Origin of the sequence: Pantoea sp. ICBG 985, assembly GCF_002928365.1 — a bacterium.
Lineage (GTDB): Bacteria > Pseudomonadota > Gammaproteobacteria > Enterobacterales > Enterobacteriaceae > Pantoea > Pantoea dispersa.
Map to the genome: position 1 here is coordinate 120,932 of NZ_POWM01000004.1, position 25,086 is coordinate 146,017.

Genomic DNA, 25,086 nt, shown 5'->3' on the forward strand with positions numbered 1-25,086 from the left:
AAAACAGCTCTGCCGAACTCTTTTCAGACTTGCGCCAACAAATCAGTGAGATAGACGCTCTTCCAGTGGTAGCCTTGCATGCCGTAAATTGATTTTTGCGACAGCAAATCAACCTGACGTTGATGTTCAACGCCCTCAATAATCACGCCGCGACATAATTGATTGAGGTGGTCGAGCAGAATGTCGAAAGTGCGATCTTCGCCAAATTGCCAAAAAAATTTTTTATCAATCTTGACGATGTCGAATATTCCGCTATCGAGCATGGTCAGGTTGGAATAACCCGGACCAAAGTCATCGAGCCATAACGGGGCCGGCGTGATTTTGGCTACGCCTTTCAGGATCAGCAGGTCGGCGCTATTAAAGCGTGCGGTGAAGAAGGCAGAGATTTCCAGCCGTAATCGCGTCAGCGCGGCCAGTTTTCTTTGTATTTCAGCATCTTTAAAAATGCCTGAAACAATATCTCTGTCTACATTAACGCTGATGACCTGCTCAAACCCCGCATGGTAAAGCTGAATAAGTTTTTCGACCTGGTGGAGGAATAACTGCCATTTTTCGTCAGCAGAAAGCCGACTGAAGAACCCTGCATCCCTGTCAGGGTTACGCTTATTATTGGTATCTGCATCATCTGCGAAACGCGTCAACAATTCCCATGCCACCACTTCACCGGAAATAGCGTGAACCGGCTCCAGCATCAGAATGTAGTCGGATTTGCAGCGCATTTTACGATCCTTACACTGGCTGATAGCGCGTTAAACCGTCAGCTTTTCTCATGTGATTCGTAAGGGAAACATCGATAAAACTTAACACCTTAACTGAAGGTTAACTTACAACTTACATTTTGAAAAATAGATTTCAGTGAACAACAGCGTGAACTTTAATCGTTTAAACCAATCAATAAAGCTTCATTTTCACTGCATGTTTCACATAAAGATCAGATAATTCTTAGATTTCAGATTTTGCTTATCGGCCCTGACAAAAAATAAAATCCATACTCAATTGATTAATAAGTAATAAATTATACGTCATTGGTATAAATTCTGGCTTTGCCCTTAAGATGAGATATTGCACTGTTTAAAGTGGGATTCCAGAAAGCGTCAAAAAAACGATAGCCTGCACATCGCTCACCTAACGCCTTATGCTTAAATTTTTATTATAGATAGCCAGAAACTCATAAAAGAAAGATTGGTCATTTGCGGGCAGGTGCAACACTAAACCACAGATTTAAAAAACGTTTTTTTCGCTACCGATGCGCTTTCGCTGCTGAATTAAGCAGATAGCTTTTGTTAATAAACGGTTTGAATTTGCTGTTTCGGCCGGGATAATTTCAGAGTGATAGCGATCACGAATTGAATAAATGGCGGGAGGGATTGTCAGGGAAGGTGATAATAACGGGCTCCAGCCGGAGCCCGTTGCGGGAAATACATTTACTCGTCTTCGAGATAGGTATAGCCGTAAAGCCCACTCTCAAACTCTTCAAGGAACTGCGCCCGCAGCTCTTCGTCAATATCCTGCTGCTGTTTTACCTGATCGCGGAATAACGTCATCAGATCGTTAGGATTGAGCTGCACGTATTGCAGCATATCCGCCACGGTATCCCCTTCATCAGACAGCTGCACTTCTACGCTGCCATCCGGGAAGGCGAAGACGTCAACCGCTTCGGTATCGCCAAACAGGTTGTGCATATTGCCGAGGATTTCCTGATACGCCCCGACCATAAAGAAGCCCAGCATCGGTGGATTATCCACATCGTACTCCGGCATTGGCATGGTGGTGGCAATACCGTCGCCGTCAACGTAGTGATCGATGGTGCCATCGGAATCACAGGTGATATCCAGCAGTACCGCGCGACGCTGCGGAGTTTTGTTCAGCCCTTCCAGCGGCAGCACCGGGAACAGCTGATCGATGCCCCACGCATCCGGCATCGACTGGAACAGCGAGAAGTTGACGTAAATCTTGTCCGCCATGCGCTCCTGCAGCTCATCAATGATCGGCCGATGGGCGCGGTTGCTCGGGTCAAGGTGCTGCTGAATATAGTGGCAGATGCTGAGATACAGCTGCTCTGCCCAAGCGCGCTGACCGAGATCGTAGGTGCCTGACGAATAGCCGGTATGGATGTCGAACAGGTCCATCTGGCTGTCATGCAGCCATTCGCGCAGCGAACGGCGTACGCTCGGCTCGTGCATCTCCTGCCAGGTATCCCACAGGCTCTGAATCGGGCGCGGTGAGTCGGCATCCGGTGCGACCGGCGTACTGAATTCATTGCGCTCAACGCCGATGATGTTGGAGACCAGCACGGTATGGTGCGCGGTCACCGCACGCCCCGATTCCGTAATCACGGTCGGATGTTCCAGACCGTGCTCTTCACAGGCGTCGCCGATGGCCCAGATCACGTTATTGGCGTATTCGTTCAGGCCGTAGTTGACTGAGCAGTCTGACTGCGAACGTGTGCCTTCGTAGTCAACCCCAAGCCCGCCGCCGACGTCAAAGCACTTGATGTTGACGCCCAGCTTCGCCAGCTCAACATAGAAGCGCGCCGATTCACGCACGCCGGTGGCGATATCGCGAATATTGGACATCTGCGAGCCGAGGTGGAAATGCAGCAGCTGCAGACTATCGAGACGACCCGCTTTGCGCATGATATCGACCAGCTGCAGCACCTGCGATGCCGCCAGACCAAATTTGGATTTCTCGCCGCCGCTCGACTGCCACTTACCGGAGCCCTGCGATGCCAGACGGGCGCGAATGCCGAGGCGCGGCACCACGTTCAGCCGCTCGGCTTCTTCCAGCACCAGGCGCACTTCGGTCATCTTCTCAATCACCAGATAGACTTTATGGCCGAGCTTTTCACCAATCAGCGCCAGACGGATATATTCGCGGTCTTTATAGCCGTTACACACAATCACCGAGCGGGTTTTCCCAGCGTGCGCCAGCACCGCCATCAGCTCAGCTTTGGAACCCGCCTCCAGCCCCAGCGGCTCGCCGGAGTTGACCAGCGATTCAATCACGCGCTTATGCTGGTTAACTTTGATCGGGTAAACCAGGAAGTAGTCGCCCTTATAGCCGTAGGATTCACGCGCGCGTTTAAAGGCGGCATTAATCGAACGCAGACGGTGCTGCAGAATTTGCGGGAAGCAGAACAGCGCAGGCAGGCGCTGGCCGTCGGCCTCGCGCTCTTTAACCAGCTTCGCCAGGTCAACGCGCACTTCCGGCTGATCCGGATCCGGACAGACGCTGATGTGGCCGAGTTCGTTGACGTCGTAATAGTTGTTTCCCCACCAGGCAATGTTGTAGGTGCGCAGCATTCTGCTTGCGTCCTGATCGTTCATCGCCACCTCCTGCATCGAGCGGAGTACACCCTGTTCGCCAGCTGACGAACCCTTGATATTCTTCATGTCGTCAGACATCACGAACCTCAATTTTCCGTTGAAATATGAAAAAGTTGCCGGATTTTGCTGCTACTGCGCCGGATGGAAATTTCCTCATTCTGCTTATCTTGCCTCAGCAGGTTACCGTGCGCCTTACTGAGGTTAAGTGTAAAACACCGTGCCGGAAGCGGTGCACAACGGGGCAAAATCGTCCCGCATCACCTCACCACAGGCGAGTGAAACACAGCAGAGAAACTGGGGGAATAGCTTAGCCGGCGCTCGTGTCGGGATAATTACCGCAGCGCAGAAAACTTCGACGAGAGAAAAGAGCAGAACTGGAAATGGAAAGGCGTGCCAGCGCGCCAGAACGGCGCCGTGAACCGAAGAGAGCGAAAATGTGGTTCATTGTTTTTATCACCTCCAGCGCCTGCTAACAGCATGCGGAAACGGAGTGGATGAAAATCAGATCAACAGCCTCTGACAGCGCGACGCACGGGGGCGTCATCCATGGGACAACTGCGGCGTTTTATACAGTCTGACGCGGCAAAATGCAAAATCTTTGTCGGCGCGCTGCGGCGGGTGTCAGGAAAATATTCCAGTTGATCTGTAGCGATAAATGCGGATGGCGAAAAAGCACTGGAAAAACGCGCACTGAGTGACCTAAAATAGCCGTCCAGATGGTTTTCCATCTAAACTGATTAACATCCAGGCGGTGTGAGCCTGGTACGCTGACACTTCCTACTGCTTGCGGCTTTGCCTGAAGGGGCGTCGAGCTGGCATCATCCCGCTTACGCTATGCAGTCGAATTCAAACCATTTGCAAGGTAAAGAACAGAATGGCTAAACACCTTTTTACATCCGAGTCCGTATCAGAAGGACATCCTGATAAAATCGCCGATCAGATTTCCGATGCCGTGCTGGACGCCATCCTTGAACAGGATCCCAAAGCACGCGTCGCCTGCGAAACCTACGTAAAAACCGGTATGGTGCTGGTTGGCGGTGAGATCACCACCAGCGCCTGGGTCGATATCGAAGAGATCACCCGCAATACCGTACGTGAAATCGGCTATGTTCATTCCGATATGGGCTTTGATGCTAACTCCTGTGCGGTGCTGAGCGCGATTGGTAAACAGTCGCCGGACATCAACCAGGGCGTAGACCGTACCGATCCGCTGGAACAGGGCGCGGGCGACCAGGGCCTGATGTTTGGTTACGCCACCAATGAAACCGACGTGCTGATGCCGGCACCGGTGACCTACGCGCACCGTCTGGTGCAGCGTCAGGCTGAAGTGCGTAAAAACGGCACGCTGCCATGGCTGCGCCCGGATGCCAAAAGCCAGATTACCTTCCAGTACGACGGCGGCAAGATTGTCGGTATCGATGCGGTAGTGCTGTCAACTCAGCATTCAGAAGAGATTTCTCAGGCCGATCTGCGTGAAGCGGTGATGGAAGAGATCATCAAGCCGGTACTGCCGACCGAGTGGATCAACGCCAGCACCAAATACCACATCAACCCAACCGGTCGTTTCGTGATCGGCGGCCCGATGGGCGACTGCGGCCTGACCGGTCGTAAAATCATCGTCGATACCTACGGCGGCATGGCCCGTCACGGCGGCGGCGCGTTCTCCGGTAAAGATCCATCGAAAGTTGACCGCTCAGCGGCTTACGCTGCGCGCTACGTGGCGAAAAACATCGTTGCCGCTGGCCTGGCCGATCGCTGCGAAATCCAGGTTTCTTACGCGATTGGTGTGGCAGAACCGACCTCAATCATGGTGGAAACCTTCGGTACCGAGAAAGTTTCAACCGAACAGCTGACGCTGCTGGTGCGTGAGTTCTTCGACCTGCGTCCATACGGTCTGATTCAGATGATGGATCTGCTGAAGCCAATCTACAAAGAAACCGCTGCCTACGGTCACTTTGGTCGTGAACACTTCCCGTGGGAACAGACCGACAAAGCCGCCCAGCTGCGCGAGGCCGCAGGCCTGTAATCAACGCGGGTGCGGGCAACGGCTCTCACCCCGATCTTCTCTTAGCGGAGAAGGTAAAATCGAGCCCGCGCAAGCGGGCTTTTTTACTGGCGAAATTTCCACGCTTTCGTCCCTGACCGCTTCCCCTATCCCGCCTCTGCACCATCACACTTTTTGTCTATACCACCGCAGGCGCATTTTTCAGCGCTGTCTACACTGTTAGCACTGCGCTTACAACAAAGTGTTAACGATTACATTTTGAAATCCTTTTAATATCTTCAATTTAGAGATTTTTCAGCGTAGTAACGGTGATTAAAATGCGTTATTTTCAGCGTCGTCTGATAGCCGATATTTATAGTGATGTCAGAAACTTAAAGGGTGCTATACCTTACTGGTTATGTGACTGATTCGGGCAAAAAATGCTGGATTACAGGGTTTCAGCGTGTGTAACCGATTACATCGATGTGATCGCACTCACTTTTTCCCGCAGGCAGCTTACTTAACATTGATAAAAACAAAGATGGATAAACTTCGGAGGCAATATGCCTGGTAATACTCACAAAAGCAGAACCTCAAACAAGGCGATGACCCTGTTTGTCTGCTTTCTGGCCGCTCTGGCGGGCCTGCTGTTCGGTCTGGATATCGGCGTTATCGCCGGTGCTCTGCCCTTCATCGCGAAAGATTTCAACGTTACCGCACATCAGCAGGAGTGGATCGTCAGCTCAATGATGTTCGGTGCTGCGGTCGGTGCCGTGGGCAGCGGCTGGATGTCTTCGCGTCTCGGCCGTAAAAAGAGCCTGATGGCCGGTGCCATCCTGTTCGTTATCGGTTCACTGTGGTCGGCGATGGCGCCAAACCCGGAAATGCTGATTGCCGCACGCGTGGTGCTCGGCCTTGCCGTCGGCGTTGCCTCTTATACCGCCCCGCTGTATCTCTCGGAAATCGCACCAGAGAAGATCCGCGGCAGTATGATTTCCCTGTATCAGCTGATGATCACCATCGGTATTCTCGGCGCTTACCTGTCGGACACCGCGTTCAGTGCCTCGGGCGACTGGCGCTGGATGCTGGGCATCATCACTATTCCAGCGGTGCTGCTGCTGGTTGGCGTGGTGTTCCTGCCAAACAGCCCGCGCTGGCTGGCGGCGAAAGGTGACTTCCGCGATGCACAGCGCGTGCTGGACCGCCTGCGTGACACCAGCGAGCAGGCGAAACGCGAGCTGGATGAGATCCGCGAAAGCCTGAAGATCAAACAGTCCGGCTGGCAACTGTTCCAGAGCAACAGCAACTTCCGCCGCGCGGTGTTCCTCGGCGTGCTGTTGCAGGTGATGCAGCAGTTCACCGGCATGAACGTCATCATGTACTACGCACCGAAAATCTTCGAAATCGCCGGCTTCGCCAATACCACGCAGCAAATGTGGGGCACCGTGATCGTAGGTCTGGTGAACGTGCTGGCCACCTTTATTGCTATCGGTCTGGTGGATCGCTGGGGCCGTAAACCCACGCTGGTGCTGGGCTTCCTGGTGATGGCAGCCGGTATGGGCATCCTTGGTACCATGCTGCACATTGGCATCAACTCTGCCGGTGAGCAGTACTTTGCCATCGCCATGCTGCTGATGTTCATTGTTGGTTTCGCGATGTCAGCCGGTCCGCTGATTTGGGTACTGTGTTCTGAAATTCAGCCGCTGAAAGGGCGTGATTTTGGTATCACCGTCTCTACCGCGACCAACTGGATTGCCAACATGATCGTTGGTGCCACCTTCCTGACCATGCTGAACTCGCTGGGCAACGCGCCGACTTTCTGGGTCTACGCCGCGCTGAACGTGTTCTTTATTCTGCTGACGGTCGCGCTGATTCCGGAGACCAAAAACGTCTCGCTGGAGCACATCGAGCGCAACCTGATGTCGGGCAAAAAACTGCGCGATATCGGCCAGCAGTAAGGCCAGATGCGTTAACCGGGGCTGCCGCAGGGCGGCCCTTTTTTTATCTGCCGCCGGTGCGCATGCAGTTGCGTACCCCGCTGCAACGCCTTATGCTGCCGCACATGAAAACGCCACGTCTGCCTATCGCCCTGCAACAAGCCGTCATGCGCTCGCTGCGCCATTTTTTGCAGCTGGCTCAGCAAAAACTCGAACGTCATTTCGAAGAGCCAACGCTGGTTTATCAGCAGCGCGGCACGGCCGCAGGCACCGCGTGGCTGGAGCAGTGGCAAATTCGCCTCAACCCGGTGCTGCTGCTGGAAAACCAGCAGGCTTTTATTGATGAAGTGGTGCCGCATGAGCTGGCGCATCTGCTGGTGTGGAAAACCTTCGGCCGCGTACCGCCGCACGGCAAAGAGTGGAAGTGGATGATGGAGGACGTGCTGGGCGTGCCCGCCCGCCGCACCCATCAGTTCGCAATCACTTCGGTGCGCAGCAATACCTTCCCCTATCGCTGTCGCTGCCAGCAACATCAGCTGACGGTACGCCGCCACAACCGCGTGGTGCGTGGTGAGAGCGAATATCGCTGCGTGCATTGCGGTACGCTGCTGCAACCCGGTGAATACGCAGCGGATTAGTCCGCGATTCTCATTCCCCGCGCCCGGCCATTCTGTTACCCTGCCGCCCTTTTTCGGTACCAGGTTATTTTTTGGAATATGTCTCGCAAAACGCTGTTATTACTCTCTCTGCTGGTCGCGCCGCTCAGCGCGTACAGCCTCAGTCTCACCCATTACAACCAGAACAATTTTCAGCAGGCGAAAGTGGTCGCGGCAAAGATCAACGCGGATGCGCCGGCGGATTTTTACTGCGGCTGCAAAATCAGCTGGCACGGTAAAAAAGGCGTGCCGGATCTGAGCAGCTGCGGCTATAGCGTGCGCAAGAACGCCAACCGCGCGGAACGCATCGAGTGGGAACACGTCATGCCGGCGTGGGAGTTTGGTCATCAGCGTCAGTGCTGGCAAAATGGCGGACGGAAAAACTGCAGCAAAGACGCAGACTACCGCCGCATCGAAAGCGATCTGCACAACCTGCAGCCAGCCATCGGCGAAGTGAACGGTGACCGCAATAACTTCCAGTACAGCCAGTGGAACGGTGACGAGCAGCAGTACGGTCAGTGCAGCATGAAGATCGATTTTAAGCAGAAGCGCGCCGAGCCTCCCGAGCGCGCGCGCGGCGCCATCGCCCGCACCTACTTCTATATGCGCGACCAGTATCATCTGCGCCTGTCACGCCAGCAAACCCAGCTGTTCACCGCGTGGAACAAGCAGTATCCGGTCACGCCGTGGGAGTGCGAACGTGACCAGCGCATCGCCACGGTGCAGGGAAATCACAATTCCTGGGTACAGCAGGCTTGCCAGCGCTGAAAGCGCTACCCTACACTAGCTTTTTTCGATTGGGCCGCATCGCGCGATGCGGCATAACGCCGGCAGGAACCGCATGCGCATACCCCGCATTTATCACCCCGAAGCTCTAACCGTTAACAGTGAAGTTCTGCTTGATGAGGATGCCGCCAACCACGTCGGCCGCGTGTTGCGCATGAGCGCCGGACAGCAGATCGAGCTGTTTGATGGCAGTAATCTGACTTTTAGCGCCGAAATCACCCAGGCCGACAAAAAGCGTGTAAAAGTAAAGGTCCTTGCCAGCCAGCCTGACGATCGCGAATCCCCGCTGCACTTACACCTCGGTCAGGTGATGTCGCGCGGTGAAAAAATGGAATTCACTATCCAGAAATCGATCGAACTGGGCGTGAATGTGATTACGCCCTTGTTTTCTGAACGCTGTGGCGTAAAGCTGGATGCCGAACGCCTGGCGAAAAAGATTCAGCAGTGGCAGAAAATTGCCATCGCCGCCTGCGAGCAGTGCGGTCGCAATCGCGTGCCGGAAATCCGCGCCGCGATGACGCTCGAAGCCTGGTGTGCCGAAGCGGATGACGGCCTGAAGCTCAACCTGCATCCGCGCGCCAGCCACAGCATCAATACGCTGCCGCAGCCGGTTGAGCGCGTACGGCTGCTGATTGGCCCGGAAGGCGGCCTGTCGGCAGAGGAAATTGCCATGACGGCGCAGCACGGCTTTACCGATATCCTGCTCGGTCCGCGCGTTTTGCGCACCGAAACCACGGCGCTCACCGCCATCACGGCACTTCAGGTGAGGTTTGGTGACCTCGGTTAAGGGATACTTTCAGCCCGAAGACACACGCAGATAACTGACCAGCACAACGCTTTCGCACGGAACGGGGTGGCTGAATTCCCCTTTGAGGAGAGAATAATGATTAAGCTTGGCATCGTTATGGACCCGATTTCGTCCATCAACATTAAAAAAGACTCCAGCTTCGCCATGTTGCTGGAAGCACAGCGCCGCGGTTATGAAATTCACTACATGGAGATGGGCGATCTGTCGCTGCGTGGTGGCGTGACTTACGCGCGCACCCGGCTGCTGAGCGTCGAGCAGAACTACGATCAGTGGTATACGTTTGGCAGCGAGCAGACTATCCCGCTGGCCGATCTTAACGTGGTGCTGATGCGTAAAGACCCGCCGTTTGATACCGAGTTCATTTACGCAACCTATCTGCTGGAGCGCGCGGAAGAGCAAGGCACGCTGATCGTTAACAAACCGCAGAGCCTGCGTGACTGCAACGAAAAACTCTACACCGCCTGGTTTGCCGACCTGACGCCAGACACGCTGGTGACGCGCAACAAAGAGCAGCTGCGCGCGTTCTGGCAGGAGCATGGCGATGTAATCTTCAAGCCGCTCGACGGCATGGGCGGCGCGTCGATTTTCCGCATCAAAAAAGATGATGCCAACTTCGGCGTGATCACTGAAACGCTGACCAACCACGGTCAGTTCTTCTGCATGGCGCAAAATTATCTGCCGGCGATCAAAGACGGTGATAAGCGCGTGCTGGTGGTCGATGGTGAACCGGTGCCATACTGCCTGGCACGCATTCCGCAGGGCGGCGAAACCCGTGGCAACCTCGCCGCCGGTGGCCGCGGCGAAGCCCGTCCGCTGAGCGACAGCGACTGGGAAATTGCCCGCCGCGTAGGTCCGACATTGAAAGCCAAAGGGCTGATTTTTGTCGGCCTCGATATTATCGGTGATAAACTGACAGAAGTTAACGTCACCAGCCCAACCTGCATCCGCGAAATCGAGGCGGCGTTCCCGGTCTCCATCACCGGCATGCTGATGGACGCGATTGAAAAACGTTTGGGCTGAGGATGCCGCAGGAGTGAGAGCTCCGTGAACCACCCAAAGCCGGTGCAGCCGTTCAGCACCGGCTATTTTTGGTAAACGAGTGAGAATGAATTTACAGCACCATTTCTTGATTGCGATGCCGTCGCTGCAGGACCCTTTCTTCAAACGCTCGGTGGTGTATATCTGCGAGCATAACGAAGAGGGTGCCATGGGTTTGATCGTTAACAAGCCGATGGACAACCTGACGGTCGAAGGCATCCTGAAAAAACTTAAAATCAGCCCATCAGAACGCGATCCTGCCATCAAACTGGACAAACCGGTGTTTGCCGGTGGCCCGCTGGCGGAAGATCGTGGCTTTATTCTGCACTCAGCCCAGCGCGTGTTCTCCTCCAGTATCCGCATTTCTGACAATACGGTGATCACCACTTCACGCGATGTGCTGGAAGCGATCGGCACGCGTGAACAGCCAGAGAACGTGCTGGTAGCGCTGGGTTATTGCGCATGGGAGAAGGATCAGCTGGAAAATGAGCTGCTGGAGAATGCCTGGCTGACCACGCCGGCCAATACGCAGATCCTGTTCCAGACGCCGATTGCCGAACGCTGGCGTGAAGCCGCGCGCAGCATGGGTGTGGACATCCATAACATGACCAGCGATGCAGGGCACGCCTGATGGCCAGTGAAACGCTGCTCGGCTTTGACTTCGGTACCAAAAGCATCGGCGTTGCCATCGGGCAACAGCTGACCGGCACTGCGCGCCCGCTCACCGCGCTGAAAGCGCAGGACGGCACGCCGGACTGGGAGCTCATTGGTAAGCTGCTGAAAGAGTGGCAGCCGGATTACGTGGTGGTTGGCCTGCCACTCAACATGGACGGTAGCGAACAGCCGCTGACGGCGCGCGCACGCAAGTTTGCGAACCGGCTGCACGGCCGCTTCGGCGTGCGTGTGGAGCTGCAGGATGAGCGCCTGAGCACCGTTGAAGCGCGTGCCGATCTGTTCGAACGCGGCGGCTATCGCGCGCTGCAGAAAGGCCATATCGATTCGCAGTCCGCGGTGATTATCCTGCAGGACTGGTTCGAGACGCATTAAATCAGCCCGGACGCGGCCGCGCGGTTTCGCGCCGCCGTGTCGGCGGTTCTCAGGGCACGTCCCTGCTCAAATCAATCCCGCCTCGCGCCGGGCCTGCTCGCTCTGGGCGAAAGTCTGCATCCCTGCCTGCGCGCCGGTCTGCAACACACCGGGCAGCTGATGCATTTTGCCTTCGCGGATCAGGTTAGCGACCGCCGGCGTCGCCACCAGTACTTCAAACAGGCCAATGCGGCCGCCGGCTTTGGCGGCGACTAAACGCTGCGCCAGCACCGCTTTCAGGCTGCCGGCCAGCTGCGTGCGCACGAGGTTTTTCTCCTCGGCCGGAAACACATCCACCAGCCGGTCCACCGCCTGCGTCGCGCCGCGCGTATGCAGCGTGGCCAGCACCAGATGGCCGGTCTCAGCAGCGGTCAGCGCCAGCCGGATGGTTTCGCTGTCGCGCAGCTCACCCAGCAGGATCACATCCGGATCTTCACGCAGCGCCGCTTTTAATCCGAGCTGAAACGAAGCGCAGTGCGTGCCGATTTCGCGCTGCTGAATCAGCGAACGCTGGCTGTGATGGACGAACTCGATCGGATCTTCCAGCGTGATAATGTGGCGCGCCTGCTGACGATTGAGGCTATCCACCAGCGCTGCCAGCGTGGTGGATTTGCCGCTGCCGGTCGCGCCGGTGATGAGGATAAGCCCCTCCTCCAGCTGCAGCAGCGAGCGCACCACGTCCGGCAGCTGCAGGCGCGCTATATCCGGTGGCTGGCTGGCAATCAGCCGCAGCGCCAGCGCCAGTCCGTGACGCTGGCGGAACAGATTGGCGCGCAGCCGGCTGCCGTTGCCGAGCGTGATGGCGAAATCGACGTGACCGCTGCTGGCTAACTCGCTGCGCTGCGCGGCGCTAAGCCACTGCTCGCTAAAGGCCTGCAGCCAGCGCTCAGGCAAGCTGTGCTGTTGCGGTATTGGCTCCAGCACGCCCTGCCGGCGCCAGTGCGGTAAATGTCCGCTGCAAAGGTGCAGATCGGCCGCATTATGCTTTACACTAAGCGCCACAACGTCATCCAAATCCATTTAACTTCTCCTGACTATGACTTCCATTGAGCACAACTTACAGCAAGTGCGCGAGCGGATCGCTGCTGCCGCCGCACGTTGCGGCCGCGCGCCAGAAGAAATTACGCTGCTTGCAGTGAGCAAAACCAAACCTGCGAGCGCTATCGCAGAAGCCATTGCCGCCGGACAGCGCGCCTTCGGTGAAAATTACGTGCAGGAAGGGGTTGAAAAAGTTGCCGAACTGGCCGCACATCCTGATCTGCAATGGCACTTTATCGGGCCGTTACAATCCAATAAAAGCCGTCTGGTGGCGGAAAACTTTGCCTGGTGCCATACCGTTGACCGTCTGCGTATCGCGCAGCGGCTGAACGATCAGCGTCCGGCCGCGCTGCCGCCGCTCAACGTGTTAATTCAGGTAAATATCAGTGACGAGCACAGCAAATCTGGCATCATGCTGGAGGCCGTCGCCGGGCTGGCACAACAGATTGCCGCCCTGCCGCGTTTGCGCCTGCGTGGACTGATGGCAATTCCGGCGCCCGAGCAGGATTACGCGCGCCAGCTGGCGGTGTGCCAGCAGATGGCCAGCGCGTTTCGTGCCTTGCAACAGGACTATCCTGGCGTCGATACGCTTTCTCTGGGAATGAGCGACGATATGGATGCGGCGATTGCCGCAGGCAGTACGATGGTGCGCATCGGCACCGCGGTATTTGGCGCGCGGGATTATGCACGCCCTTCACAACAATAATTGAGGAACCTCATGTTAACACTGACGTTTTTAGTCAAAACGCTGATTGATCTGTACGTGATGGTGCTGCTGCTGCGCATCTGGATGCAGTGGTCACGCTGTGACTTTTACAATCCGCTGGCGCAGTTTGTCGTGAAGATCACCCAGCCGATTGTTAAACCGCTGCGCCGCATTTTGCCGGCGCTGGGACCGATTGACACCGCGTCACTGCTGCTGGCATTCGTGCTGACCACGCTGAAATATCCGATTCTGCTGCTGATTCAGGTCGGGGTGTTCTCCGTCGATCCGACCAACCTGCTGGTGGGCCTGCTGTCACTGGTCAAATCCGCCGGCTATCTGGTGTTCTGGGTGATCATCATTCGCTCGCTGATGAGCTGGATCAGCCAGGGACGCGGCGCGATGGACTATGTGCTGATCCAGCTGACCGAACCGCTGATGGCACCGATTCGCCGTATCCTGCCGGCGATGGGCGGCATCGATTTCTCGGCGATGATCGTGATTCTGGTGCTGTATGCGCTGAACTTCCTCGGTATGGACCTGTTCCCGGGTCTCTGGTACCTGCTGTAATTCGTTAATCTGGAACTGTTATGCAAAAAGTTGTGCTCGCCACCGGTAATCCGGGCAAAGTACGTGAACTGGCCGATCTGTTAGCGGCCTTCGGCCTGGATATCGTGGCGCAAACCGAGCTGGGCGTAGAGTCTGCCGAAGAGACCGGGCTGACCTTTATCGAAAACGCCATCCTGAAAGCGCGTCACGCGGCGCAGATCACCGGCCTGCCGGCGATTGCCGATGACTCCGGGCTGGCGGTCGATGCGCTGGGCGGCGCGCCGGGCATTTACTCGGCGCGCTATGCCGGCGTTGATGCCAGCGACCAGCAGAATCTCGACAAACTGCTGCAGGCACTGGAGCTGGTGCCGAACGGCGAGCGCCAGGCTCAGTTCCACTGCGTACTGGTGTACGTGCGTCACGCCGCTGACCCGACGCCACTGGTGTTCCACGGCAGCTGGGCCGGGGAGATTACCCGCGCGGCCGCCGGTGAAGGCGGTTTCGGTTATGATCCGATCTTCTACGTGCCGGCGCTGGGTAAAACCGCCGCCGAGCTAAGCAAGGATGAAAAGCGTGCCGTGTCGCACCGGGGTAAAGCATTGACGCTGCTGCTGGAAGCGATGCGCAATGCCTGAGTTACCACCGTTAAGCCTTTATATCCACATCCCGTGGTGCGTGCAGAAATGTCCGTACTGCGACTTCAACTCGCACGCGCTCAAAGGCGAAGTGCCGCATAGCGAGTATGTACAGCATCTGCTCAAGGATCTTGACCAGGATCTGCCGCTGACCGCCGGGCGCGAAGTGCGCACCATCTTTATCGGCGGCGGCACGCCCAGCCTGCTGAGCAGCGAGGCGATGCAGCAGCTGATGGACGGCGTGCGTGCGCGCCTGCCGCTGGCGGCGGACGCCGAAATCACCATGGAAGCCAATCCGGGCACGGTGGAAGCCGATCGCTTCAGCGGCTATCAGCGGGCGGGCATTAACCGGATTTCGATTGGCGTGCAGAGTTTCAGTCCGCAAAAGCTGACGCGCCTGGGCCGCATCCACGGTCCGGACGAGGCGGTCCGCGCGGCACAGCTGGCGGCCGGTCTCGGCCTGCGCAGCTTTAACCTCGACCTGATGCACGGCCTGCCGGATCAGTCGCTGGAAGAGGCGCTGGACGATTTGCGCCAGGCGATTGCCCTCAACCCGCCGCATCTGTCGTGGTATCAGCTGACCATTGAGCCCAACACGCTGTTTGGTTCACGCCCGCCGGTTTTGCCGGATGACGATGCGCTGTGGGATATCTTTGAGCAGGGTCATCAGCTGCTGAGCGCCGCAGGCTATCAGCAGTATGAAACCTCGGCCTACGCCAAACCGGGCTATCGCTGCGAGCATAACCTGAACTACTGGCGCTTCGGTGATTACCTCGGCATCGGCTGTGGCGCGCACGGCAAGCTGACGCAGCCGGACGGGCGCATCGTGCGCACGGTGAAAACCCGTCACCCGCGCGGTTTTATGAAGGGCAACTATCTGGATAAGCAGCATGACGTGCCGGACGAGGACAAGCCGTTCGAGTTCTTTATGAACCGTTTCCGCCTGCTGGAAGCCGCGCCGCGCGCCGACTTTCAGCGCTACACCGGGCTGGAAGAGGCAGTGATTCGCCCGCAGATCGACGCAGCCATTGCCGCCGGTTATGTGCAGGAGCAGCCAGAGCACTGGCAGATCACCGAAAAAGGCAAACTGTTCCTCAATTCGCTGCTGGAGCTGTTCATGTAAATTCAGCGGAGAAGGCGCGCGCCTTTTCCGCTGGCAGCCGTGCTGTCCGGCACGGCTGCATCTGTTACGCTCAGGCGACCATCACCTCATTATTGATTAACAGCGTCGCGCTGTGGTCGACACTCTCAAAAACCTGCCACACTTTGCCACCGCTCTGCTGCGTCCCCTGCTGCTGCCACTGCTGATAAAATTGCGTGCTATCGCTGAGCTGCACCACGTCGCCGGCATCACCATCAATCAGCCAGCTGCGCGTGCGCTCTGGCAGCAGCACATCCTGGTGCGCCTGCTGCAACAGCTGCTGCGCATCCAGCTGCAGCAGATTGTCTCCTGAGCCAGTGAGATCGATATGCTGCAGGCCGCTGATATGCTGCGTCAGCTGCTGATAATCAAGCTGCTGATGTTCTCCTTCCAGCACCAGCGCAGAGAAGCCCTGCAGCAGTTGTCCGCTGTGCGCCGCCAGCCACTGCTGCACATCATTCAGATGCAGCTGCGCGCCCTCCTGTTCCTGCGTTTCCGGCAGCGTATGGTGCTGTATCAGGCTCTCATCTTTGCCCCAGCGCACAGTATCAATAATCCAGCCGACATCGCGCTTCACCAGCACGTTCCAGCACAGCACTTTTTTATAGGTATCCGGATCTTCACCTGAATGGACGTCAATATAGCCAATCTGCTGGCCCGCCGGAGCCTGCCAGCTAAAGGTGTTCAACCCCTGCTCAGACCGGCTGGCGCCACCGGGCTGCAGGTATTCGCGCCCCAGCAGCTCACCGCTGGGTGAAAAGATATCCACGTAGGTATCGCAATTGTGGAGATAGCCATAATTGAACTCCACGTAATTGGTGGCACCAAAATCAAACTGCACGACTGAATGATCCAGCATCTCAATCGCTTTGCTTTCATAGCCATCCGGCCGGTTCATGATGCCGGTATAGAAACAGTTGTTGCTGGTGCCATGTTTCAGTTCGGTGACTTTCAACCCGCCGTACTGATACACCCGGCCGGTTTGCCAGCTGGTATTGGCGCGACAGTTCCAGTTCTCTTCGCCAGAACTGTGCTTCACGCCAGAGTCATAGTTAATCATCCAGTTGGGCGCATAGTTGCTGATGTTACCCGCCAGATCGACTGCTTTTACCGTAAAGTTGTTGCTACCCGGCTGCATGTCGCGGTCCGGAGTAATCTGCCAGCGGCCATCGGCCCCCACCGTCGCGCTGCCGGCTGCCACGCCGTTCTGGTACAGCGTCACCTGACTGTAAGGCTCAGCCTGTCCGGAAAAATCGAGCCGCTTATCGTCGGTGGTCTGGCCCGGCAGCACCGGCTGGATGGTGCCGACGTCATCGATAGCCTGCAGGATGGTGGGCGTGTTGATACGGGTGTCGATGGTCAGCGTCCAGCTGTCGCTCCATTGACTGACGTTGCCAGCCTTATCGCTGCTGCGGCTGCGAAAACGCCAGTCGCCGTCGGGCAGCAGATCCTGCGGCGGCGTCCAGTGCCAGTGGCCGTTGCTGTCGACGGTGGCCGTACCGCCGACAACCCACTTTCCGCCCGGTGCGGCATACTGAATGCGCACCACGCTGCCAGGCTCGGCTTCGCCGTGCAGTTCCGGCCGGACATCATCGGTGGGTTTGCCGCGGCCAAACTGGCCCTGATACAGCCCGCGATTGTCGTCGTAATAGCTGAACGTCGGCGTTTCCGGGGTAAGCGTATCGAGATGAAAGGTCCACTTCGGCGACGGCTGACTGCGGTTGTCGGCGCGGTCCTCGGCCTGCGCCGTCAGGTTATAGGTTCCGTCCTGCGGCAGATCGAGCTGCGCCTGCCAGTTGCCCTGCGCATCGGCACGGACAGAGGCGAGAAGTTGGTTGCCATTATAGAGATAAACCAGCGCGTTGGCTTCGGCCTGCCCGCGTACCACCGGCTGATCATCGTTGGTATAGCCGTTACGGCGGATGCTGTTACCGTCCTCCACGCCGCCGGTAACGTGGTCTTCAATGGCTTCAATGATCGGTCTGGCGGGCGGATGGGTATCGATATTGTAATCCACGCGCGTGGGTGCGCTGTGATTGCCGGCGGCATCCACGGCGGTGAAGGTGAGCTGGTATTCACCATCGGCCATCGGCTGCGGCGGCATCCACTCGAAGTGGCCATTGATCACCGGCACGCGTAGCGGATTGCCACCGTTAACCGTCACGATGACTTCAACGGCGTCCGGCGTTTGCACCGTTCCCTGCCAGCGTTTTTGCGGATCGTTGTACCAGCCGCGTTCGGCAACGATAACCACAGGGGGTGATAAAACCGGATGTGAACTGGAAGCAGAGGTGTCAGAAAATAACATGAAATTTCCTTAAAAATTAATAAGTTCAACAGGCTGAATGCCCGTTGATATAGTTATTAATGCGGAAATTTTGCCGTTATCAGATTCGTCCCGAATCTAAGACAATCTGTTAAATCACGGCTTAAAAGCTGCGGGGATAAAAAAAGGCGCCGCTGTTCAGAAGAACAATGACGCCGTGATGTTCCGTGCATTGAGCGGCAACGCGGCTGGGTTAGCCCTTTACGTTCTGCATCAGCGTCTTGCGCTGGCTTTCCAGTGCGGTCACCCGGTTACACACTTCATGACCGAAGTTCTGGAAATCCTGCTCCTGATTGTTCCATTCAGTCTGAATCGACTGCTGTAGCCCGCCGAGGTTGCCCATCAGCGCCTGCAGCGGATTGCTGCCGCTGGCGGCCTGTTTGGTACCCATCTCGTTCAGGCTATCCTGCAACACCCCGCCCAGCGTGCTCTGCACCAGCTTCTCGCCGTCGGCGCGCACCTGCTCAATGGCCTGATGATGGAAGGTCAGGCCATCCGGGCGATGCTCGATGATGCGGTTCATCTGCTGCTTCAGCTGACCGTTCAGCGTGGTCAGGCGATTGCGCACATTGCTGTCCGAGCCGAGTTTTTCGACAATCACTTTATCCAGCGCCACGCGGCCCCGCTCCAGACGGGTGGTTGCGCCGCTGTCGACCCACGGCAGATCGCGACGCAGCGCGTTCTGGTAGTCAATCGCCTGCTGGCGCGTGGCGTTATCGACGCTCACCGACTTGCCGTTGAACTGCACATCGCCCTGCGGCGTGATTTCAAGATTGCCGTTGCTGCCCACCACCTGCACGCTCTGGGGCTTGATGATCACATCATCCTTTGGATTGACGCTGCACTGATAGTCAGCATGCGCCTGAGCTGCCGCCAGCAGCAGCGCGGCGAGAAGAGCCTTACGAACCATGAAATCTCCTGCAGATGTGAATAGTCTGATAAGCGGTGGCATTGTGCTGCGTCTGGCGATGCGCAATAAATTGCGCCGCTACGAAAGGTGCATTGGACAAGCGAATCAACCAACACGCACTGAATGTGTAGCGGCGCGATTCATCGCGCGAAGTTATCGCCAGTGGTGATACTTAGTCCCACCAAACGTCGAAGAGTTCAGTGACCTGAATATCGGCGAGATTTTTCTTTTCCAGCCAGTTACGCACCAGCTCGCGGTGCGCGTCGGTGCATTTGCCGGTCTGCTGCAGACACACCAGCCCTTCCCACACCAGATAGCCGCTGCCGTCATAGGCCAGACCATTCGGATCGATCACCTCATTGATGAACTGATCGAGCGTGGCATCCACCTCTTCCTCACTGGTGCCTTCGGCAAAACGCCAGGCAACAGAGAAGCCCAGCTCCTGAAACTCATCAACATGCAACTTTTTACGTAAACGGCGGCTACGTTTTACAGCCATTATTTCACCCTCTCAAACATCAGATCCCATACGCCATGGCCCAGTCGCTGCCCGCGCTGCTCAAATTTGGTTAACGGACGCGTTTCCGGACGCGGCACGTAATTCTGGCTCTCCGACTGATTGCTATAGCCATCGATGCTGCTCATCACTTCCAGCATGTGCGTGGCGTACTCTTCCCAGTCGGTCGCCATGTGGAACACGCCGCCAAGCTTCAGCTTGCGCAGCACCAGCTCGGCAAACGGTACCTGGACGATGCGGCGCTTGTTGTGGCGCGCCTTATGCCATGGATCCGGGAAAAACAGCTGCACCATGCGCAGCGAATTGTCCGGCACCATGTTTTCCAGCACTTCCACCGCGTCGTGACACATCACGCGCAGATTCTGCACGCCAGCCTCTTTGGCCGAGGCCAGGCAAGCACCGACACCCGGCGCATGCACTTCAATGCCGAGGAAGTTCTGATGCGGATTGTTCTGCGCCATGGTCACCAGCGAGGCGCCCATGCCAAAACCAATCTCCAGCACCAGCGGCGCTTCGCGGCCAAACAGCGCGACCATGTCCAGCGGCTGCGGCTGATACTCGACGCCCATCTCCGGCCAGTAATTGTCGAGCGCGAGCTGCTGTCCTTTCGTTAAGCGCCCCTGGCGGCGCACAAAACTGCGGATACGGCGCAAAGGCCGCCCGTTCTCATCAAATTCCGGGGTGATGACGTCATTAATCATGTTGAAACCTGCTGGTTAGCCTGTTCAGGGAAACGGGCATTATGCAAAGTTAAGTAACAGAAGCAAGCCTTTGCAATCTTCCGGTTTACACCCTGATGTCTCTGTGCTGGAATTCCTGCCTGATTGTAGAGTAAACACGGAAAATTTCCTTCTTATGATGCAGGCGCCGCAGTTCGCGCAACAGGTGCTGGAGTGGTACCAACGCTTTGGCCGTAAAACTCTGCCGTGGCAGCTGGAGAAAACGCCCTATAAGGTGTGGCTCTCCGAAGTGATGCTGCAGCAGACGCAGGTTGCCACCGTTATTCCCTATTTCGAACGCTTTATGGCGCGCTTCCCCACGGTTGCCGACCTGGCCGCCGCGCCGCTTGATGAAGTGCTGCATCTGTGGACCGGCCTCGGCTATTACGCACGGGCGCGTAACCTGCACAAGGCGGCTAAACAGGTGGTTGAGCTGCACGGCGGCGTATTCCCGCCTCATTTCGATGACGTCGCGGCGCTGCCGGGCGTCGGCCGCTCCACGGCGGGCGCGATCCTGTCGCTGTCGCTCGGCCTGCATTTCCCGATCCTCGACGGCAACGTAAAACGCGTGCTGGCGCGCTGCTATGCAGTGAGCGGCTGGCCGGGCAAAAAAGAGGTGGAGAAGCGGCTGTGGCAGATCAGTGAAGACGTCACGCCAGCGGAAGGCGTCAGCCAGTTCAATCAGGCGATGATGGATCTCGGCGCGTTAGTGTGTACTCGCTCCCGCCCGAAATGCGAAATCTGCCCGCTGAATAGCGGCTGCGCGGCCTATGCACAAGGCAACTGGGCTGATTATCCCGGTAAGAAACCGAAAGTCACGCTACCAGAGCGCAGCGGCTGGTTCCTGATGCTGCAGCACGGCGACGAGGTGTATCTGGAGCAGCGTCCGCCGGTGGGTTTGTGGGGCGGCCTGTTCTGCTTCCCGCAGTTCACCAGTGAGCAAGCGCTGACTGACTGGCTGGCGGCGCGCGGCATCCACGCGAAGCCGCAGCAGCTTACCGCGTTTCGCCACACCTTCAGCCATTTCCACTTAGATATTGTGCCTATGTGGCTGGCGTGGCCTTCCTCCGGGTCGCTGATGGATGAAGCCGGCGGTCTCTGGTATAACTTAGCGCAACCACCGTCAGTGGGGCTGGCCGCGCCGGTAGAGCGCCTGCTGCATGAGCTGCGCCATCCCCGGCAGCTTCAACTGCGAACCAGTTTGACCGAAGAGGAAGAGTAATGAGCCGCACCATTTTTTGTACTTATCTGCAACGCGACGCTGAAGGCCAGGACTTTCAGCTCTATCCTGGCGAACTGGGTAAGCGCATCTACAATGAGATTTCCAAAGAAGCCTGGCAGCAGTGGATGTCCAAGCAGACCATGTTGATCAACGAGAAGAAGCTCAACATGATGAACCCGGAAGATCGCAAAGTGCTGGAGAAGGAGATGGTGAATTTCCTGTTCGAAGGCAAAGATGTGCACATTGAAGGTTACACCCCGCCAGAAAAATAAACGTTCAGGGCCTCCCTTTGAGGCCCTCTTTTTCGAGTCAGGCACGCATTCACAATGAATAAAAAACTGATAGCACTGCTGGTCATCGCACCCCTGTTAGTCTCCTGCTCCGGACAAAAAAAATCGCAGTACCATGAAGAGTGGGTTAAGGACACCAACGGTTTTGACATTCTGATGGGGCAGTTTGCCGCCAACATCGAGAATATCTGGGGAATCAATGAGGTTCTGATCGCCGGCCCCAAGGACTACGTCAAATACAGCGATAACTATTACACCCGCAGTCACATCAACTTCGACAGCGGTAGCATCACCATTGAGACCATTTCCGGCACCGATCCGATGGCCAGCCTGCGTCAGGCCATCATCACCACGCTGTTGATTGGTGACGATCCGGGCAACGTCGATCTCTACTCTGATGCCAACGATATTCAGATCAGTAAAGAGCCGCTGCTGTACGGCCAGGTGCTGGATAATACCGGTCAGCCGATCCGCTGGCAGGGACGCGCCGGTAACTTTGCTGATTACCTGATTCAGAACAAACTGCAGAAACGCACCTCCGGGCTGCACGTTATCTGGTCGGTGACCATTCCGATGGTGCCTAACCACCTCGACAAACGTGCGCACAAATATCTGCCGCTGGTGCGCAAAGCGGCCGAACAGTATGGCGTTGATGCCTCGCTGATTCTGGCGATCATGCAGACCGAATCGAGCTTTAACCCCTATGCGGTAAGCAACGCCGATGCGCTGGGTCTGATGCAGGTGGTACAGCATACTGCCGGGGTCGATGTGTTCCGCATGAAAGGCAAATGGGGTAAACCGAGCCGCAGCTATCTGCTCGATCCGGCCAATAACATTGATGCCGGTACCGCATATCTGTCGCTGCTGCAGAAGAGCTATCTCGGCGGGATTCAGGATCCGCTGTCGCGCCGTTACGCAGTGATCACCGCTTATAACGGCGGGGCGGGCAGCGTGCTGCGCGTGTTCTCCAGCGATAAAGACCGCGCCTTCGCCACCATCAACGGCATGTCACCGAGCCAGGTGTATCAGACGCTGACCACCAACCATCCGTCGGCCGAGTCGCGCCGCTATCTGTACAAAGTGAGCCAGGCACAGCGCAGCTACCACCGTTATTGATTAGCGCTCATCGCCACCTTCTCCCGCCTGCGGGAGAAGGTGCCGTGTGGTGGGGGAACCGCCCCCTCCTACAACATCATGTTCGCCACTAACCGCTTGTGCCCGCTGTCATCCTCCTCGGTGTAAACCCCCTGCAACTCCGGTGAAAAGCCCGGCAGCAGATTGATACCCGCTTCCAGCGCGAGGAAATAGCGCTGCACTGCCCCGCCCCAGGTTTCGCCTGGCACCACGCACAGCACACCCGGCGGATACGGCAGCGCCCCCTCGGCGGCAATGCGCCCTTCGGCGCTGGCGATCGGCACCAGCTCAACGTCACCGCGAATATACGCCTGATGCGCATCCTGCGGATTGACCTCGACTTTCGGGAAACACGCCTGGCGGAACATGTCGCGCTGCAGATCCTTGACGTCGTAGCTGACGTACAAATCGTGCATCTCCTGGCAGAGGCGACGCAGCGTGTAGCCCTGATAGCGCTCAACGTGCCTGCGATACACGCTCGGCAGCACTTCGGCCAGCAGCGCATCTTCCCGCACGTGCTGTTCAAACTGCTCCAGCATCGCCACCAGATGCGCCATTTTTTCCGGCGTTTCCGCTGGGGTCAGCAGGAACAGGATTGAGTTGAGATCGCACTTCTCCGGCACGATACCGTTCTCGCGCAGATAGTTGGCGAGAATGGTGGCCGGAATGCCAAAGCGGGTGTATTCGCCGCTGGTGGCATCGATGCCTGGCGTGGTGAGCAGCAGTTTGCACGGGTCCACCAGATACTGTCCGGCATCGTAACCGGCAAAACCGTGCCACTTCGCACCCGGTTCGAAGCTGAAATACGCCGGATCGGCGGCGATGGTGGCGGTTTCTGCCGCCTGCCATGGCTTGCCGTGCACCTGCTCCGGCAGGAAGGGCTGAATCAGGCTGCAGCGCTCGAGGATTGCTTTGCGTGCCTCAATGCCCAGCGTGACGCAGTCATACCACATACTGCGCCCCGCTTCGCCCTGATGCATTCTGGCGTTGATATCCAGCGCAGCGAACAGCGGATAGAACGGGCTGGTTGAGGCGTGCAGCATAAACGCGTTGTTCAGCCGCTTGTGTGGGCAGAAGCGTTTCTGGCCGCGAATGTGGTTATCTTTCTTGTGAATCTGCGAAGTCTGCGAGAAGCCCGCCAGCTGCTTATGCACCGACTGGGTGACAAAGATCCCCGGGTCGTTCTCGTTGAGCTCCAGCGTCAGCGGCGAGCAGCCGGCCATCAGCGGAATAAACTGCTCATAACCCAGCCATGCCGAATCAAACAGAATGTAATCACACAGATGCCCGATGCGATCCACCACCTGGCGCGCGTTGTATACCGTGCCATCGTAGGTACCAAGCTGGATGATCGCCAGCCGGAACGGGCGCGGCTGATCCGCGCGCTGTGGCGCGACCTGGCGCACCTGCTCGCGCAGATACGTCTCGTCGAAACAGTGCGCATCAATGCCGCCAATGAAGCCAAATGGATTACGCGCCGCTTCCAGATAAACCGGCGTGGCGCCTGCCTGGATCAGCGCACCGTGATGGTTAGATTTATGGTTATTGCGGTCAAACAGCACCAGATCGCCGCGCGTCAGCAGCGCGTTGGTCACCACTTTGTTGGCGCTGGAGGTACCGTTCAGCACGAAGTAGGTTTTATCGGCGTTGAACACGCGCGCGGCATATTTCTGCGCATCCTTGGCCGAGCCTTCGTGGATCAGTAAATCGCCCAGCTTGACGTCCGCGTTACACATATCGGAGCGAAAGACGTTCTCGCCGTAGAACTCATAAAACTGACGTCCGGCCGGATGGCGGCGGAAAAACGCTCCGCCCTGATGACCCGGGCAGGCAAAGGTGCTGTTCTGCATATCGACATAGCGCGTCAGGGTGTCGAAAAACGGCGGCAGCAGTTCCGCCTCGTACGCCTGCGCCGCCTGCTCCAGCGCCTGCCACTCTTCCGCTGCGCCGTTGATCTCTCCGGTCACGCCCGGCAGCGTCAGCACTGCGTCATCAAAGGCGTTCGCGACAAACACCGGCAGATTGAAGCCGGTCTGGCGCAGCAGCGTCAGCACGCCGCTGCGTGTATCGGCCAGCGAGACCACTACCGCGGCTACGTCGGTGAAATCGGTATTATCCAGCGTCACCACGTCGCGCGCGGTGTTGAGACTCAGGCTTGGCGCTACCGCTACGCTGGCAGCAATTTTCAATGGGTTCATAACACAAATCCCCGTAATGAAGGATGAGTGGGTGCCAGTGGCACAGCAATGAGGAAATTTCCCCGGCGAATAACGTCCGACGG

General features: G+C 57.2%; 23 protein-coding genes. 15 read left to right on the top strand and 8 right to left on the bottom strand.

Going from position 1 to position 25,086, the window contains the following annotated elements; genetic code table 11:
- Positions 1-23: 23 nt before the first annotated feature.
- Complete coding sequence (locus C1Y42_RS13165) at positions 24-719, bottom strand: EAL domain-containing protein (RefSeq protein ID WP_058776232.1); 696 nt, start codon at positions 717-719, stop codon at positions 24-26.
- Positions 720-1,424: 705 nt separating this feature from the next.
- Positions 1,425-3,404 carry a biosynthetic arginine decarboxylase gene (gene speA / locus C1Y42_RS13170; protein WP_071813582.1) on the bottom strand — a complete coding sequence of 660 codons (1,980 nt, stop codon included), beginning with the start codon at positions 3,402-3,404 and terminating at the stop codon, positions 1,425-1,427.
- A gap of 796 nt (positions 3,405-4,200) precedes the next feature.
- On the opposite strand from speA, the gene metK reads away from it, so the two are divergent.
- From metK to ruvX, 8 genes are all read left to right on the top strand, one after another.
- A complete protein-coding gene (gene metK / locus C1Y42_RS13175) occupies positions 4,201-5,352 on the top strand; it encodes a methionine adenosyltransferase (RefSeq protein WP_021506636.1) in 1,152 nt (383 codons plus the stop codon).
- A 521-nt stretch (positions 5,353-5,873) separates the two neighbouring features.
- Positions 5,874-7,268, top strand: a complete 1,395-nt coding sequence (locus C1Y42_RS13180) for a sugar porter family MFS transporter (RefSeq protein ID WP_031279461.1) — start codon at positions 5,874-5,876, stop codon at positions 7,266-7,268.
- 104 nt (positions 7,269-7,372) lie between these two features.
- On the top strand, positions 7,373-7,885 hold the full coding sequence (locus C1Y42_RS13185; protein WP_088517903.1) for a SprT family zinc-dependent metalloprotease: 513 nt from the start codon (positions 7,373-7,375) through the stop codon (positions 7,883-7,885).
- A gap of 78 nt (positions 7,886-7,963) precedes the next feature.
- Positions 7,964-8,671: a deoxyribonuclease I gene (gene endA / locus C1Y42_RS13190; RefSeq protein ID WP_104093687.1), complete on the top strand. Its 708-nt coding sequence runs from the start codon at positions 7,964-7,966 to the stop codon at positions 8,669-8,671.
- A 73-nt stretch (positions 8,672-8,744) separates the two neighbouring features.
- Entirely contained in the window at positions 8,745-9,476 is a 732-nt protein-coding gene (gene rsmE / locus C1Y42_RS13195) for a 16S rRNA (uracil(1498)-N(3))-methyltransferase (protein ID WP_021506632.1), read from the top strand.
- 96 nt (positions 9,477-9,572) lie between these two features.
- Positions 9,573-10,517 carry a glutathione synthase gene (gene gshB / locus C1Y42_RS13200; protein ID WP_021506631.1) on the top strand — a complete coding sequence of 315 codons (945 nt, stop codon included), beginning with the start codon at positions 9,573-9,575 and terminating at the stop codon, positions 10,515-10,517.
- Positions 10,518-10,602: 85 nt separating this feature from the next.
- Positions 10,603-11,166: a YqgE/AlgH family protein gene (locus C1Y42_RS13205; RefSeq protein WP_021506630.1), complete on the top strand. Its 564-nt coding sequence runs from the start codon at positions 10,603-10,605 to the stop codon at positions 11,164-11,166.
- On the top strand, positions 11,166-11,582 hold the full coding sequence (gene ruvX / locus C1Y42_RS13210; RefSeq protein ID WP_058757113.1) for a Holliday junction resolvase RuvX: 417 nt from the start codon (positions 11,166-11,168) through the stop codon (positions 11,580-11,582). The genes C1Y42_RS13205 and ruvX overlap by 1 nt, the downstream gene beginning before the upstream one ends.
- Before the next feature lie 66 nt (positions 11,583-11,648).
- Here ruvX and C1Y42_RS13215 read toward each other — a convergent pair whose 3' ends face one another.
- Positions 11,649-12,641: a type IV pilus twitching motility protein PilT gene (locus tag C1Y42_RS13215; protein ID WP_104093688.1), complete on the bottom strand. Its 993-nt coding sequence runs from the start codon at positions 12,639-12,641 to the stop codon at positions 11,649-11,651.
- A 16-nt stretch (positions 12,642-12,657) separates the two neighbouring features.
- On the opposite strand from C1Y42_RS13215, the gene C1Y42_RS13220 reads away from it, so the two are divergent.
- The 4 genes from C1Y42_RS13220 to hemW are packed head-to-tail and all read left to right on the top strand — an operon-like array spanning position 12,658 to position 15,669.
- Complete coding sequence (locus tag C1Y42_RS13220) at positions 12,658-13,365, top strand: YggS family pyridoxal phosphate-dependent enzyme (RefSeq protein ID WP_021506627.1); 708 nt, start codon at positions 12,658-12,660, stop codon at positions 13,363-13,365.
- 12 nt (positions 13,366-13,377) lie between these two features.
- Complete coding sequence (locus C1Y42_RS13225; protein ID WP_021506626.1) at positions 13,378-13,932, top strand: YggT family protein; 555 nt, start codon at positions 13,378-13,380, stop codon at positions 13,930-13,932.
- A gap of 20 nt (positions 13,933-13,952) precedes the next feature.
- Positions 13,953-14,546 (top strand): XTP/dITP diphosphatase, encoded by a 594-nt coding sequence (locus C1Y42_RS13230; protein WP_104093689.1) that lies wholly within the window; start codon positions 13,953-13,955, stop codon positions 14,544-14,546.
- Positions 14,539-15,669 carry a radical SAM family heme chaperone HemW gene (gene hemW, locus C1Y42_RS13235; protein ID WP_104093690.1) on the top strand — a complete coding sequence of 377 codons (1,131 nt, stop codon included), beginning with the start codon at positions 14,539-14,541 and terminating at the stop codon, positions 15,667-15,669. Before C1Y42_RS13230 ends, hemW begins: the two co-directional genes overlap by 8 nt.
- Before the next feature lie 70 nt (positions 15,670-15,739).
- Here the strand turns inward: hemW and C1Y42_RS13240 are convergent, their stop codons facing one another.
- From C1Y42_RS13240 to trmB, 4 genes are all read right to left on the bottom strand, one after another.
- Positions 15,740-17,995, bottom strand: coding sequence for an Ig-like domain-containing protein (locus tag C1Y42_RS13240; RefSeq protein ID WP_104093691.1), 2,256 nt, complete (start codon positions 17,993-17,995; stop codon positions 15,740-15,742).
- Between the two features lie 211 nt (positions 17,996-18,206).
- A complete protein-coding gene (locus C1Y42_RS13245) occupies positions 18,207-18,923 on the bottom strand; it encodes a DUF2884 domain-containing protein (RefSeq protein ID WP_058757118.1) in 717 nt (238 codons plus the stop codon).
- A gap of 172 nt (positions 18,924-19,095) precedes the next feature.
- Positions 19,096-19,422 carry a YggL family protein gene (locus tag C1Y42_RS13250; protein ID WP_021313105.1) on the bottom strand — a complete coding sequence of 109 codons (327 nt, stop codon included), beginning with the start codon at positions 19,420-19,422 and terminating at the stop codon, positions 19,096-19,098.
- Positions 19,422-20,141 carry a tRNA (guanosine(46)-N7)-methyltransferase TrmB gene (trmB, locus tag C1Y42_RS13255; protein WP_021506621.1) on the bottom strand — a complete coding sequence of 240 codons (720 nt, stop codon included), beginning with the start codon at positions 20,139-20,141 and terminating at the stop codon, positions 19,422-19,424. The genes C1Y42_RS13250 and trmB overlap by 1 nt, the downstream gene beginning before the upstream one ends.
- A gap of 154 nt (positions 20,142-20,295) precedes the next feature.
- On the opposite strand from trmB, the gene mutY reads away from it, so the two are divergent.
- From mutY to mltC, 3 genes are read left to right on the top strand one after another with little or no spacing between them, the layout of a single operon-like run.
- On the top strand, positions 20,296-21,381 hold the full coding sequence (gene mutY, locus C1Y42_RS13260; RefSeq protein ID WP_104093692.1) for an A/G-specific adenine glycosylase: 1,086 nt from the start codon (positions 20,296-20,298) through the stop codon (positions 21,379-21,381).
- Positions 21,381-21,653: an oxidative damage protection protein gene (locus C1Y42_RS13265; protein WP_010617014.1), complete on the top strand. Its 273-nt coding sequence runs from the start codon at positions 21,381-21,383 to the stop codon at positions 21,651-21,653. The genes mutY and C1Y42_RS13265 overlap by 1 nt, the downstream gene beginning before the upstream one ends.
- A 54-nt stretch (positions 21,654-21,707) precedes the next feature.
- Complete coding sequence (gene mltC, locus C1Y42_RS13270) at positions 21,708-22,787, top strand: membrane-bound lytic murein transglycosylase MltC (RefSeq protein ID WP_021506619.1); 1,080 nt, start codon at positions 21,708-21,710, stop codon at positions 22,785-22,787.
- 68 nt (positions 22,788-22,855) lie between these two features.
- Here mltC and C1Y42_RS13275 read toward each other — a convergent pair whose 3' ends face one another.
- Positions 22,856-25,003 carry an ornithine decarboxylase gene (locus C1Y42_RS13275; protein WP_104093693.1) on the bottom strand — a complete coding sequence of 716 codons (2,148 nt, stop codon included), beginning with the start codon at positions 25,001-25,003 and terminating at the stop codon, positions 22,856-22,858.
- Positions 25,004-25,086 lie beyond the last annotated feature (83 nt).